The organism is Sutterella wadsworthensis (assembly GCF_003315195.1).
Taxonomy (GTDB): Bacteria; Pseudomonadota; Gammaproteobacteria; order Burkholderiales; family Burkholderiaceae_F; genus Sutterella; species Sutterella wadsworthensis.
Map to the genome: position 1 here is coordinate 44,228 of NZ_QNRV01000008.1, position 14,184 is coordinate 58,411.

Annotated in this window: 11 protein-coding genes and 1 pseudogene; 9 read left to right on the top strand and 3 right to left on the bottom strand. The window is 53.3% G+C overall.

The window, feature by feature from the left end; all coding sequences use genetic code 11:
* Positions 1 to 118 precede the first annotated feature (118 nt).
* Positions 119 to 2,014, bottom strand: coding sequence for a heavy metal translocating P-type ATPase (locus tag DES29_RS05240; protein ID WP_021995224.1), 1,896 nt, complete (start codon positions 2,012 to 2,014; stop codon positions 119 to 121).
* A 231-nt stretch (positions 2,015 to 2,245) separates the two neighbouring features.
* On the bottom strand, positions 2,246 to 2,521 hold the full coding sequence (locus tag DES29_RS05245) for a metal-sensing transcriptional repressor (protein ID WP_005431283.1): 276 nt from the start codon (positions 2,519 to 2,521) through the stop codon (positions 2,246 to 2,248).
* A 425-nt stretch (positions 2,522 to 2,946) separates the two neighbouring features.
* Between DES29_RS05245 and DES29_RS05250 the strand changes: the two genes are divergently transcribed.
* The 9 genes and pseudogenes from DES29_RS05250 to DES29_RS05285 all read left to right on the top strand — a co-directional run bounded on the left by DES29_RS05250 (position 2,947) and on the right by DES29_RS05285 (position 13,254).
* Positions 2,947 to 4,332, top strand: a complete 1,386-nt coding sequence (locus DES29_RS05250) for a sodium-dependent transporter (protein ID WP_113854547.1) — start codon at positions 2,947 to 2,949, stop codon at positions 4,330 to 4,332.
* A gap of 327 nt (positions 4,333 to 4,659) precedes the next feature.
* Positions 4,660 to 5,658 (top strand): annotated as a pseudogene (locus DES29_RS12595) (acyltransferase family protein); the annotation flags it as partial.
* A 90-nt stretch (positions 5,659 to 5,748) separates the two neighbouring features.
* Positions 5,749 to 6,567 (top strand): SGNH hydrolase domain-containing protein, encoded by an 819-nt coding sequence (locus DES29_RS12600; protein ID WP_269089628.1) that lies wholly within the window; start codon positions 5,749 to 5,751, stop codon positions 6,565 to 6,567.
* 567 nt (positions 6,568 to 7,134) lie between these two features.
* A complete protein-coding gene (gene nikA, locus DES29_RS05260) occupies positions 7,135 to 8,739 on the top strand; it encodes a nickel ABC transporter substrate-binding protein (RefSeq protein ID WP_113854548.1) in 1,605 nt (534 codons plus the stop codon).
* Between the two features lie 106 nt (positions 8,740 to 8,845).
* A complete protein-coding gene (opp1B, locus tag DES29_RS05265; RefSeq protein ID WP_005431291.1) occupies positions 8,846 to 9,790 on the top strand; it encodes a nickel/cobalt ABC transporter permease in 945 nt (314 codons plus the stop codon).
* Between the two features lies 1 nt (position 9,791).
* Positions 9,792 to 10,616: a nickel/cobalt ABC transporter permease gene (gene opp1C, locus DES29_RS05270; protein ID WP_021995220.1), complete on the top strand. Its 825-nt coding sequence runs from the start codon at positions 9,792 to 9,794 to the stop codon at positions 10,614 to 10,616.
* Entirely contained in the window at positions 10,616 to 11,452 is an 837-nt protein-coding gene (locus DES29_RS05275) for an ABC transporter ATP-binding protein (RefSeq protein WP_005431294.1), read from the top strand. Before opp1C ends, DES29_RS05275 begins: the two co-directional genes overlap by 1 nt.
* Entirely contained in the window at positions 11,442 to 12,344 is a 903-nt protein-coding gene (locus DES29_RS05280) for an ABC transporter ATP-binding protein (RefSeq protein ID WP_021995217.1), read from the top strand. The genes DES29_RS05275 and DES29_RS05280 overlap by 11 nt, the downstream gene beginning before the upstream one ends.
* Positions 12,345 to 12,366: 22 nt before the next feature.
* The gene (locus tag DES29_RS05285; RefSeq protein ID WP_016474376.1) at positions 12,367 to 13,254 is read left to right on the top strand and encodes a M14 family metallopeptidase; all 888 of its coding nucleotides are present in this window, start codon (positions 12,367 to 12,369) and stop codon (positions 13,252 to 13,254) included.
* Positions 13,255 to 13,397: 143 nt separating this feature from the next.
* On the opposite strand, the gene DES29_RS05290 is transcribed toward DES29_RS05285, so the two are convergent.
* Entirely contained in the window at positions 13,398 to 13,802 is a 405-nt protein-coding gene (locus tag DES29_RS05290; RefSeq protein WP_005431297.1) for a cupin domain-containing protein, read from the bottom strand.
* Between the last annotated feature and the right edge of the window lie 382 nt (positions 13,803 to 14,184).

Consider the following 14,184-nt stretch of genomic DNA (forward strand, 5'->3'; position numbering starts at 1 on the left):
TTCAGAGCATCTCATCATTTCCGGGCATGATCTTTGAGCCGCCAACGCCGTTATCTTTCACGAACTGGGCTGGTGCACCGCAGCGATGCTTCAGCCCAATTTTTTTCAGCAGTCTGCTTTAAGCTGACCGGCGCTTCCATTTGAGCAGGAAGGCCGAGTTGATAATGACAAGCACCGAGCCGGCATTGTGCACCAGTGCGCCAACGACCGGATTAAGAATGCCCAGCATCGCCAGAATGATCGCGATGAAATTCAAAATCATCGAGAAACTCATGTTCACCTTGATGGTTGTCAGCATGCGCTTAGAGAGCGCTATGAGGTGCGGCAGCTCTTTGACATCGTCATCGACGAGCACAATGTCAGCAGCATCCACGGCAATGTCGCTCCCAATACCGCCCATGGCAACGCCGACATTGGCTTTCTTCAGAGCAGGGGCATCATTGATGCCGTCGCCGATCATGCAGACGTTTTCCAGACGCTTTTGATAGGTGCTGATCCAGTTCAATTTGTCTGCAGGACGGCAGTTGGCGTGTACGTCGCGAATGCCGAGTTCCCCGGCAATGGCTTGTGCGGCGCTGTGATGATCGCCGGTCAAGAGCACGGGCGAAACGTGGAGCCCTTCAAGAGCTCTAATCATTTGAGCCGCTTCATTTCGAACGGTATCGGCGAGCGCTGCGTAGCCGACCATTTTCTGATCGACGGCAATATAAACAATCGTGTGGCCTTGACTGAGATGTGTTTGAACAGCAGCTTCAGCTTCTTCGGGCACTGCACCGCCGTGTTCAGTAAGGAGCTCCCGGCTGCCGGCCAATACGGCATGACCATTAACTGAAGCACTGACGCCTCGGCCCGGCAGCATTTCAAAAGCTTCACACGGATCAATGGCGGCTCTGACATCGCTCTTAAAGCACCGCACTACCGCTTTGCCGAGCGGGTGTTCGGAGAATTGTTCTGCAGCAGCACAGACGGCATAAAGGTCATCCGCAGTGAAATCTGCAGAAATCGATTCAACATGCACCACTTTGGGCGCTCCGTAAGTGAGCGTCCCTGTTTTATCGAAAGTAATCTTGGTAACTGCAGCCAGGCGTTCAAGCGCGTCGCCTTCACGGACGAGAAAACCGTGTTTCGTTGCGTTCCCAATGGCAGCCATGATGGCCGTCGGCGTCGCCAGAACCAATGCGCAAGGACAAAAAACGACGAGAATCGTCACCGCTCGGATAATTTCGCCGGTGAAAAACCAAGTCAAAGCGGCAGAGGTTAGGGCGATGACGACGATCCAAGTGGCCCAGCGATCCGCAATACCGACAATCTTGGCTTTGCCGGCATCAGCCGACTGAACCAAACGAATCATGCGCTGAATGGAGCTGTCTTCGCCCACTTTGGCAGCACGCATGTCAAAAGCACCGAATTGATTGACTGTACCGCTCGAGACTTCGTCGCCGGGCTCTTTGTCAACAGGAAGCGATTCTCCGGTCATAACGGCTTGGTTTACGGATGTATGACCGGAGATGATCACGCCGTCAACCGGAATCGTCTCCCCGGGCAGAACACGGAGGAGATCCCCCACTTTAACGGCTTCGGCCGGCACGATCTGCTCGTTCTCAGGGGTGATTAACCGAGCTTTCTGAGGTGTGAGATGCACGAGCTTTTCAATGCCGGCACGAGCTTTGGCAACTGTGAGTTCTTCGAGGAGGCTCCCGAGCTGCATAATGAACGCCACTTCGCCTGCAGCGAAATCTTCTCCAATGATGACCGAGGCGATTAGGGCAAGGGATACCAAAAGGTCCGCTTTGATATCGAATTTCGTAATGATGCCGATGAAGGCTTCGGTGACAATCGGCACGCCGCAGAGGATGATGGCTACCCAGGCAGCGGAGAAGGGAAGCGGAGCGTCAAAAAGACTTAATAAGAGGGCAACGCCCGAAATAATGAGAAAGGCGATGTCGCGTTTCATGCCGCCGAGCCCGAGAAGATATTCAAGGCCATCGACGAGTTTGCTGACGAAGTATTTCATGACTGCAGACGGATGTGGTTTGCCGTGTTTTCGACCTCGTTTAGGCTGACCGAAAACCCGTTTCGATATACCCCCACGGGTATTTGTTTCGTACGCATGATACCTATAGGGGTAACGGTACGCAAGTGAAATCGAGCGGTTCCTATCTGCAAATCCGACAGCTGCCAAAAAAAAGAGCGGCAAATTGCCGCTCATTTCATCGGGAGGTTCGTCCGTCAAACCAACATGCCGTTAAGTCATGTTGGCGAAGCGTTCGACCGCCTTGGTAAAACTGTCAATGGTTCTGTCGGCATCACCATGTTCAATGCCGTCACGCACACAGTGTTTGATATGTCCCTCAAGAACAACGCGGCCGCAGCCGTGCAGTGCTGACTTGGCAGCATTGATTTGGGCGAGGACATCTTCGCAGGGGACATCTTCATCAATCATGCGGTCAATGGCCTGGACTTGACCCAGAATTTTTTTCAGGCGGCGATGCAGATTTTCTGCATCCATACACTGACGCATCGAAGCTCTCCGTTTTATTTGAAAAAAATGAAGCTGTATGAGCACCGTAAGGACGACAGTATAAATCTTCATACGGATGAGAAAATCGGATGAAATCTTCATTATTCAACATAACGACTATTATGTTGAATAATATTTGGAGCAAATCACCGGTATTGAACGCCTGTCGAAAACCTCAGGTATGACGAGTCCGCTTGCCCCGCAAACGGCGGCGCGCCATGCGCATCGTATAAACTTACGTTTTTTGCAGTTTGGATCAGTTTTGCGCGGCTTATAGCGCAGAACTGAGGTGCTTCATCGTTGGGTTTCAACCCGACTCCGCTGCTTCAAACACCTGCCGGCGTCCTTATGGAATGACGGCAGGCATATGCGGGATGCGGATTCCCTCGACATCCATCCTGCACAAACAACTAAAAGGATACGGCATGGAACAACGACAAACCTGGAGCAGTCGGCTGACCTATATTCTGACCGTAGCGGGCGCTACGATCGGATTCGGCGCAACTTGGCGCTTCCCCTATCTCGTTGGTCAGAACGGCGGCGGTGCCTACGTCCTGATGTTCATTTTGGTGATGCTTTTTGTGGGCATTCCCATCATCCTCGTCGAAAATGTCATTGGCCGCCGCGGGCAGGCCAACAGTATCGACGCCTTTCTGCCTGATGGCTCTAAATACTCTCCGCTCTGGAAGTTCTTCGGCTACACAGGCATTCTGGGTGCATTCGGCATCTTGTCCTACTACATGCCGTTAGGCGGCTGGGTCATAACCTATATCTACCACCTGATTCTTGGACTTTTTGGCATAGAGGGCGGTCTTGACCTTTCCTCCCCGGTCACAAAAGAGCTGACGAGCACCTTCTACCACGCCAATATTGAGCAATCCCCTCTCATGATCACCATCTGCACAGCCGTCTTTGTGCTGATCAACTGGGTGATTCTCCGCAAGGGCATTATCGCGGGCATTGAAAGATCGGTGAAATTCTTAATGCCGCTGCTTTTTCTCTGCCTCATCGTGATGGTTGCCCGCAATCTAACGCTTGACGGCGCTTGGGAAGGCGTTCGCTTTTATCTGATGCCCGACTTCAGCAAGCTTTCGGGCAAGCTCCTCCTTGACGTGCTCGGGCAGGTGTTCTTTGCACTCTCCCTTGGTTTCGGCGTCATGATCACCCTTTCGAGTCATCTCAAGAAAGATGAAAGCATGGTGAAGACCGCCGTCATTACCGGCATCATCAACACGCTGATCGCCATTCTGGCTGGCTTCATGATTTTCCCGTCGCTTTTCAGCGCCGGCCTGAGCCCGGATTCCGGTCCTTCGCTCGTCTTTAAGACGCTTCCCATTGCCTTCTCGCACATGGCTTTTGGGAATTTCTTCGCTATTGTGTTCTTCCTGCTGCTCGTCGTTGCCGCCCTGACTACCTCCATTACCATCTATCAGGTCATCATCTCGGTGCTGCATGAAAAGTTCGGCTTCCTCTACGTCAATGCCATCAACACTGCATTGATCTTCACTTTCATCTTCGGCAACCTTCCCTGCATTCTGAGCGACGGACCGCTCGCCGATGTTCGAATACTGAATCGCTCCGTCTTCGATGCCTATGACTTCATTTCCGGCAACATCTGTTTTGTCGTGACAGCACTCGGCGCTGCGGTTTATGTCGGCTGGGTCATGAAGAATCGGGCGCTCGATGAAATTACCAACGGCGGGAAGCTCCATGGTTCCGTTTACAATATTTGGTACCAGTTTGTCCGCTTTGTGATTCCGGTGGTCATTCTTGCGATCTTCATTTACGGCTTGATTCCGCTCTTCTCATAAAGAGATTGGGACCCGCGCTGCTGATGAAGCATGCAGCTTGTTCCTTAACAGCTTCTCAGAGCTCGTTTGCTTTGCGGCAGACGAGCTCTTTAGTTTGTGATGCCGGGAGCGCATAGCGGATGGTGAAAGAGCTGGGCACATTTGCGGCATGCGGGCATAGAGCCATTCTGTGCATTAAGTCGTTGCATTTCTCATGAACTTAGGCACTACGCCTTAGCTCATCAGCAGATATGATTCTGCGCCAGCCGAACAGCTGTTCCAATGATCAAAACAAACATTGCGCCGCGAGCCTATGCCCTTAAGCGGCCGCTGAAGACCATGACCCCGATGACCGCCGCCAGCCGCCCCAAATTATGGAGAAACGACATTACAGGACTGCGCGCGCTGGCGGTTCTGCCTGTACTGATCTTCCACGCTTTTCCGTCTCTGATACCCGGGGGCTTCTTTGGTGTGGATGTCTTTTTTGTCATCTCCGGCTATCTGATTTCCGGAATCATTTTCCGCGGCATAGCGAGCAGCTCATTTAGCTACCTTGAGTTCTATGAGAAGCGCATCAAGCGCATTATTCCCAACCTCATTTTGCTGCTCACTTTTGTGGCTGCAGCGGGCTGGTTCATTCTTCTCCCAGATGAATATGCCAATTTGGGGATGCACATTGATGCAAGCACGCTCTTCATTTAAAATTTCCAGCTTCTCAGTGAAATTGGCTATTTCACGGAAGATGCACTTCGCAAACCCCTGCTCCACCTTTGGAGCCTGGCCATTGAAGAACAGTTCTACATTGTTTTTCCGCTCATCTGTACGCTGATCTGGCGCTTAAGCCGTTCTGTGAAGATGATTGGCATCGCTGCTGCTCTCATTGCATTGGGTTCACTCGCAGCCTGCCTCTCCTCTTCGGATCGCAATTTTGCCTTCTACTTCCCATTGACTCGCTTTTGGGAATTAGGTGCCGGCATTCTTTTGTCTTATTCTGAAACCTTCATTGGGTTCAGTACGTCGCGTTTTTCCCAAAATGTCCGCAATGGGCTGTCCATCGCCGGCATCCTGATGATCGTCCTTCCGATGGCGTTCGTTACTGAGAGCGCAGCGCATCCCGGACTTATCACGCTGATTCCGGTTCTCGGTGCTGTTCTGATCATCGCGGCTGAACCCGATGCCTTTTTCAACCGTACGCTTCTTTGCTGGCGTCCGATGACCTTTGTCGGGCTGATCAGCTATTCACTTTATCTCTGGCACTGGCCGCTCTTGGCTTATCTCTTTATCGCCGTGCCGGATGCAACGCCCTCCGTATTGATTGCCGCATTGGCGCTGAGTTTTGTCATTGCCGCGCTCGTATATTTTTATGTCGAAAATCCTATTCGCCGATGCCGCAATTCCGGCAAAGCCGTTCTTCTTCTATTGGCTGGCTTAGTCTTAATGCTGGCACTCGGAGAGACTATTCGCCAAACTGACGGATTCCCTCAGCGCCCGCTTAAATTTGAGGACAAGGTGATCTCTGTTCGTGCAGAGAATGAATGGGATGGCTTTGAAAAGGCCCCCAGATTCAAATATGAGGGCGTGGATATTGCCACCCCCAACCCCAATGCATTCCCGTCATTGATTTTCATTGGCGACTCTCATATGGCGCAATACTATCTGCGCGCTCAGCGGCTTAGTGAACGCGAGCATGTCAACTTCGGCATGATTGCCAAAGCCGGATGGTTCCTTTTCAATGACCAACGCATGGGGGACTATGCCCGTGCAGTGAAGGCGATTGTTGCAGACAAGCGTGTACACACGCTCGTCATCGGCAGCATGTGGGGCGGAAAAATTAAAGAGGAAGAGTTTTACCAGGTGGCCGCAACGGTCCGTCCGCTGCTCGAGACCCGGAAAGACCTGAAGGTCTATGTAATGCTGGATTACCCTTGGACGCCAAATGTCGGCGGCCAGCAAGGCATCTACGATCCTTTGAAGCACGTCAACCGTATTACGGGCGACGCCGTCGGTATGGTGCAGCCATTCCCAGCAGCCGATGACTGGAAGCGCGGCAATGAAGAAATCCAAAGAATTCTTGGTGACGCTGCTGAATATATAGACCCCACCCCTATTGTCTGCCCAGGTCAGAAATGCAATCTGCAGGCTTGGTATCGGGATGGCGATCACCTGCAGCCCAAACGCATCGAAGCCGACGGCATCTGGGTAGACCGCATCTTTGAGCATGCTGCGGCTGCCGAATCCAAAGAGCGGAGCCGATGATTCAGGTCGAAGGCTGTGCGGCCATCTTTTGAATCGATGAGAATCAGCAAAAATCAAAGGAACCTCTTAGGGCTTGAGTGTTCACATACTTTGACGGAACGCAGACTCATTCGTTCTGCGTTCCGTCCAATTCTGCAGAAGCTTGAGGAGCTGCGGCCTGCCATAGAACCGCTTCTCATCAAACCTTCAATTCATCAGAAATTGCAGGCATCCAAGCGGCAGTCTCAACCCCGTGCCGCCCGATCGGGCTGTCGAAGGGGCTTAAGACCGGATTTTGATTAGCCAACAATCCTGCATTAATGCGCTAAGCACAAACCCTGATTAGGCGATGCCAAAATGAAAGCGCCATGAAATGGCGCATAACACATCAATCGTTTACTCCATTCAACACGATAAAGAGTCACGTTAATTTATTGGTTTACCGATTAAAGATGTACAACGCTTGATTTTTAACAAAGGTGCGCAGGTAAGTAAACGTTAACTAATTTACGAATCTAAACATACAAAGTTCTTTCCGTATAATCGATAACAATTCTCGTTCTAATTCTCAACGAAAGGACCTTGCTAATGAAGCCCTTCCGCCTTACCCGCCGTGCGCTTGGCAGCGCTGTCTGCATGACGCTCCTCGCTGGTACTGTTCTTTTTACTTCGCCGACGCCTGTTCACGCAGCAGCTCAGGGTAAAGACACTCTGGTATTCGTCAATTACCGTGATCTTCGAGATCTGAATCCGCACCTCTATGCCGGCGAAATGTTCGCTCAGGAAATGGTGTTTGAAGGGCTCGTCACCCTTGGCAATGACGGCAAGTATCACGGAGCAGTAGCCGAAAGCTGGGACATCTCGCCCGACGGCCGCGTGTACACCTTCAAAATTCGCCCGAATCTGAAGTTCACCGACGGCCACGTGCTTGACGCCTATGCTATCAAGGCGAACTTTGATGCGCTGATTGACAACAAAACGCGTCACTCCTGGCTTGAAATGATGCGTCTTCTTGAAGGCGTAGAAGCGCCGGATGCCAACACGTTCGTTATTAAGATGAAGGAAGCCTACTACCCGATGCTCACGGAGCTTGCGGTTACACGCCCCTTTGCTTTTGTTTCGCCCAACGTCATGAAGGACGGCAAGACCAAGAACGGTCTTACCGCCTTTATCGGTTCCGGTCCCTATGTGCTGAAGGAGCATGTGGTTGACGAATACTCCGTCTTTGAAGCCAATCCGGACTACTGGGGCAAAAAACCCGCCATTAAGCGCATCGTCGTGAAGGTCATTCCAGACAATCAGACGCGTATTCTGGCGCTGGAAAAAGGCGAAATCGACCTCATCTGGGGCAAGAACATGATCGATGCTGACGCGCTCAACAAGTACCGCGACAGCAAGAAGTTCTCGATTGCCGTTTCTTCGCCCACTTCAACCCGTCAGATCGTTCTCAATACCACCAACGATATCCTCAAGGACAAGAAGATCCGCACGGCCATTCAGCATGCGACGAACAAGTCGGTGATCTCACAGGGCGTCTTCCACGGCTTTGAGCCGGGCGCTGACACGCTCTATTCGACTTCGATTCCGTACTGCGATATCGATCTGAAGCCCTATAAGTACGACATGAAGGAAGCGGCCAAACTGATTGAAGAAGCCGGCTACAAGCGTGACGGCAAGCGCGCGCCTGCCGTCAAAGACGGGAAGCCCTTGGCGCTTGGGCTGCTTTACAACTCCAATTCGGTTTCTGAAAAGACGATTGCTGAATACCTCCAGAGCGAATTCGGCAAGCTCGGCATGCAGATCTCAATCCGCGGCGAAGAAGAACAGTCCTATCGCGACAACATGAAGAACGGCAAGTTCGACATGGTCTTCAATATCTGCTGGGGAACGCCCTATGATCCGCAGTCTTCGCTCGCTGCAATGCGTCAGCGTGTCTACGGCGACTATGAGGCTCAGCTCGGTCTCCCTGACAAGCATGAAATCGACGCAGCCATCACCAAGATCCTGACGAGTACGGATGAAAAAGAGCGCCGCGAACTCTATCGCTACGTGCTCACGCATTTGCACGAGGACGCGGTCTATCTGCCGATTTCATTCGAAACCAACAAAGCGCTTTTCAATGCTGAACTGGGCGGCGTCGGCTTCCTCTCGAACCAATACGAGATTCCTTTCGCCGACATGTATTGGAAGTAACCGCTTCTGATGCCGCAGGGGCTCGAACGCATGCATGCAGGGTCGAGCCCCTATTCGACTGCGCCGTTCCATTTATGGAAGTTTGGCGCCGGGGATTTGTCTTTCTATGCGCCAATACATCATCCGACGACTGTTGGCAACGATTCCGCTGCTCTTCGTCATCTCGTTTTTCTGCTTCATCTTTATCAATCTCATCCCGTCAGATCCGGCGGAAGTTGCGCTCCGCGTAAGACAGACGCCCGTCATTACGCCCGAAGCCATCGCGCAGGTCCGTGCGGAATTGGGCCTGGACCGGCCGTTTTTCGCGCGTTATGTCGACTGGGTTTGGAATTGCCTTCAGGGCGATTTCGGCGTGAGCTACACCAATCCGTCCCGCACAGTGCTGGGCGAACTCGGCCGCTGTCTGCCGGCCACTCTGTCACTTGCGGGCCTTTCCTTGGTCTATGTGATCGTGCTGAGCCTCCCCATCGGCTTTCTTTCTGCCGTCTATAAAGACAGCTGGTTTGACCGCATCATGCGCGGCATCGTCTTTGCGACAACGGCCATGCCCGCTTACTGGGTGGGTCTGCTCCTCATCTGGTTCGTCTCCATCAAGCTCGATTTGCTGCCGACGAGCGGCTCGGGCACTTTTGCCCATTTGATCCTGCCTGCCTTTACGGTGGCGCTAACCTACATTTCGACCTATATCCGCCTGATCCGCAACAACATGCTCGAAAACATGCGTGAAGACTATGTGCTTTACGCACGCGTCCGCGGACTCAAGGAAGGTTCGATTCTCGTCAAACACGTGCTCAAGAATTCGCTCCAGTCGTGCGTGACCGCCATCGGCATGTCGATTCCGCAGCTGATTGCCGGCACGATCGTTGTGGAAAACGTATTTGCCTGGCCCGGTCTCGGCAAACTCTGCATCACGTCGATCTTCAATCGCGACTACCCGGTCATTCAAGCCTATGTGCTCATGATGGGCGTGCTCTTCGTGATCTTCAACCTCCTCTTCGACATCATCCAGTGCGCGGTCGATCCGCGTCTGCGCAAACAGGAGACGGCCTGAAATGCTTAGAGTTTTTCTGCGCAATCCGGTCACGCAGTTCTGCCTGGTCGTGATTCTGCTTACGGTCTTTGCGGGCGTCTTCGCGCCATTGCTTGCGCCGCATGACCCGTATGAAAACAATATTCTGATGAAGTTCGCTTCACCTTCATGGGAATATCCGCTCGGCACCGATCAGCTCGGCCGCTGCGTTTTCTCACGCATGCTTTACGGTATTCGTCCAACCTTTTTCCTGTCGCTCCTCACCATGGCCGGCACGATTGGGCTGGGACTGCTGATGGGGGTTTTGGCAGGCTACTTCCGCGGACCGATTGATGAATTCATCATGCGCGTGGTCGACGTGATGCTCTCCTTCCCGTCGCAAATCATGATTCTCGCCGTGGTGGCGCTCATGGGCGTGAACATTGAGAACGTCATCATCGCCAATATCTTCATCAAATGGGCTTGGTACGCCCGAATGATCCGAACGGCCGTCGTGAAGTACACCGAATCGAACTTTATTCTGTACTCCAAGTCCATCGGTTCTGGGAATTACTTCATTCTCACGCATCACATGCTGCCCTGCATTGCTGCCGAACTTGCCGTTCTCGCGAGTCTCGACACGGGCTGGGCCATTCTGAACATCTCCACGCTCTCCTTCCTCGGTCTCGGCGTTCAGGCACCGATGCCGGAATGGGGCGCGATGCTCAACGAAGCCAAGAACGTCATGATCTCCAATCCCGAACAGATGCTCGTTCCGGGCATTGCCGTCGTCGTGCTCATCGGCGCCTTCAACCTCTTGGGCGACAGCCTTCGCGACGCCCTTGATCCCAAGGAGGTACGTCTCTGATGTCTCAGCAGTCTGTACTTGACGTACAGGATCTGTACGTCACCTTCCATCAGGATAAGAAGTCCGCCGAACTCGTCAAAGGCGTCAGTTTTTCCGTAGCGCCCGGGGAGTGTCTCGGCATTCTCGGTGAATCGGGCTCAGGCAAATCCATGACCGCCAAGGCCATGCTGGGACTTCTCGATCGTTCGTTTGAAGTTCGCGGCAAGGTGTTCTTTCAGGGAGAAAGCCTTCTGGAGAAAGATGCCGATGCACTGCGCCGTCTTCGCGGCTCACGGATCTGCATGGTGCTCCAGAACCCCATGAGCTGCTTTGATCCGCTCTACCGCATCGGCGCTCAGATGGCAGAAACCTTTCAGGAACATACGGACTGGAGCAGCGCCGAAATTCGGACCAAATCGATCGAAGTGCTTAAACTCATGAAGATCCGTGACCCGGAGGATGTGCTGCGCAAATATCCGCATCAGATGTCGGGCGGCATGCTCCAGCGCGTGATGATCGGTCTCGCGCTTGCTCTGAAGCCGTCCCTCATCATCTGCGACGAGCCGACAACGGCCATCGATTCCATCAGTCAGTACGCCATCATGCAGGAGTTTCTGCGCATTAAAACGTCCCGCAGTGCTGCGATGATCTTCATCTCGCATGATCTCGGCGTGCTCTCGCTCATTTCGGACAAGCTCGTCGTCATGCATCGCGGCCTTGCCGTTGAGCGCGGTCTGCCCGAAGAAATCTTTGAGCATGCGAAGGACCCCTATACGCGCGAACTCATCGATCGGCATCTCTCAGTCATGTCGACCTTCAGCCGGGCTATTCGAGGAGAAAAAGTTCATGCTGCTTGAAGCAAAAGACATCCGCGTTTCATTCCGCAAGGAAAATCAGACGCGGCTCTTCGGCCGTGAACGTCAGGAAGTGCTCCACGGCCTTTCGATCGACCTCAAGGAAGGTGAATGCCTTGGCATCATCGGCGAATCGGGTTCGGGCAAATCAACTTTCGGACGTGTCCTCTGCGGACTGCTTGCGCCCGACTCCGGCACGGTTCGTCTCGACGGGCTCGATCTCTACGGCCGCCTGCCGCGTGTCGACAAAGCGCGCATTCAGTCGAGCATTTCCATTGTTTTTCAGGATTACACCACTTCGGCCAATCCGCGCTTTCGCGTACAGGGCATTATTGGGGAATCCTTCCGCGCCCTGCGCCTGAAGGGTGCAAACATCAGCCGAGAAACTCAGCGCAAGGAAACCATTGAACTCCTTGAACGCGTCGGTCTCGACGAAAGCTTTCTCACCCGCTATCCGCATGAGCTTTCGGGCGGCCAGCTCCAGCGCGTGTGCATTGCCCGCGCCGTCGCTCTGAAGCCCCGCTTCATTCTGCTCGATGAAGCAATTAGTTCTCTCGATGCGGCAACGCAGATTCAAGTAATGGACCTTCTGAAGGATCTGCGGCATGAACTGAATCTCAGCTACGTCTTCATTACCCACGACTTGACCGCCATTACCTATTTTTGCGACCGCGTGCGGTTCCTGCACAACGGCAGCTTTGTAGAAGCCGTTGATGATATGAGCAGAATCGGCGACATCCGCAATGCTTACGCCCGCGATCTGCTGCGAGCTGTGATGGGCATCGGCATTCACGGCGCTCCGGATCCGGAAGCCGAAGCCCGCATGGAGCGAGATGAAGAAATCGGCACGCCGCACGGTGATGTGATGCACGTTCAGGGACAAGTTCTTTATTGACCATTGCGAGGAAAAACCCACAATGATTGAATTGTTTGAAATCGAGGGCGGCGTCACGCTGCGCGGATACCGTACATCGGGGAGCCGCCCGGGACCCCATGTGCTGATCACGGCCGGCATACACGGCAGTGAATATCCCGGCATTTTGGCCGCCAGAAAACTCAGAGCCTTTCTGTCGCAGGCCGATATTGCCGGGACAGTCACGGTCCTGCCGCTCTGCAATCCAACTGCTTTAAAGGAACGCGCCAAAGCGATCTTCCCCGAAGACGGGAAGAACCTTAACCGCATGTTCCCCGGTAACCCGGAAGGTTCTGCGTCGGAAAAGACGGCTTGGGCGATCACCCAGCTCCAAGACGAAGCAGACTTCTACATTGACCTGCACGGCGGGGATCTCTTTGAAAAACTCACTCCCTATGTTTACGTGCCCGGCAATTGTGCGCCTGAGGTGACCACAACGGCTCGTGCCGCAGCCCAGGTGCTCAGTGTACCGGTCCGGGTTTTGTCACAGGCATCCACCGGCGCCTACAACAGTGCTGCGCTTCGCGGCACGCCTTCCATTCTCATCGAGCGCGGCGCCTGCGGGCTCTGGGAGCCCGAAGAAGTAGAAGCCTACTTTGAAGATCTCAAGGCGCTCTTCGCGCACCTTGGCATTATTGACGGCAAAGCGCCGGTTAATACTGCCCAGCGTGAGGCACCGTTTGCGACCTATCTGTCGCATTCGGAGTTTGGTCTTTGGTTCCCGCGCGTCAAGGCGGGCGATGATGTCCTCAAGGGTGACCTGCTTGGGCATCTCGAGGATTTCGATGGCGCGGTGCTCGCGCAGATTCATGCCCCGCATGACGGACGCATTCTCTATATGACTGCAACGCTTTCTGCTCCGGCCGGCTGCGATTTGGTCGCCCTGGGATAAAGCATTCCATCTGAAAACACCTCTGCGCGGTACTTCAGTCCGCGGAGAAACCCCAAATGCCGTCGTCAGCCAAACGTTCAAACCGCTGACGACGGCGTTTCGTTCTTATGGGCAAACACCCCTGCCGGTCTCTGCGTCATTCGTCAAAGCTTTGCATAGTCTTCGTCTGAAACGGGTTCGAGCCATTCGTTTGACGAGCCTTCGGCCGGAACTTCAATGGCAATATGGGCGAAAGACGAATCTTTTGCCGCACCGTGCCAGTGCTTTACTTCCGGCGGAATATTGACAACATCGCCCGGCTTCAGTGAGCGGGGAGGTTCGCCGTACGCCTGATACCAGCCGCGGCCGGCCGTAACGAGCAGAATTTGTCCGCCTTTATGATGCACGTGCCAGTTGTTGCGGCAGCCCGCCTCGAAAGTGACATTAGCCGTCACTAAACGCTCGACGGTGAGCATTTTGAGCCAGCTGCGGCCGGAGAAATATTGACTGTAAGCATTATTGGGATTGCCGAGCCCAAAGATACCCGGATTGATATTTTGTTCGTTCATGGCGTAACCAGAAGATTTTCGCAATTAGCAATAGATCTGCAGGGCAAAGAGTTGCTTTGCTGCAAACCGCAGAAGTGATCCCGCGATCTGAATGATCGGATGCGCTTCATGCTGATTTTTGATCAAATCTTTCAGAACGACTGCTCAATTCCGAGCAAGGTATTGCCTATTACGATCAGAACTTGGAATGCGATGATTCATCTCTTCGCCGCTCAGCCGATCATCCGTTATTGATAAAAGGTTGATTTTGATTGAACAACTGATCATTCATCCTTTCCGTTTCGACTTTGCGGACGGCTTGCCATGAGGCCGGAAACCTCGCCTAAATGCTTATGCCGATGAAGCGGCGCATCCTATTTCTTTAAACCGACATCCCCCTTCT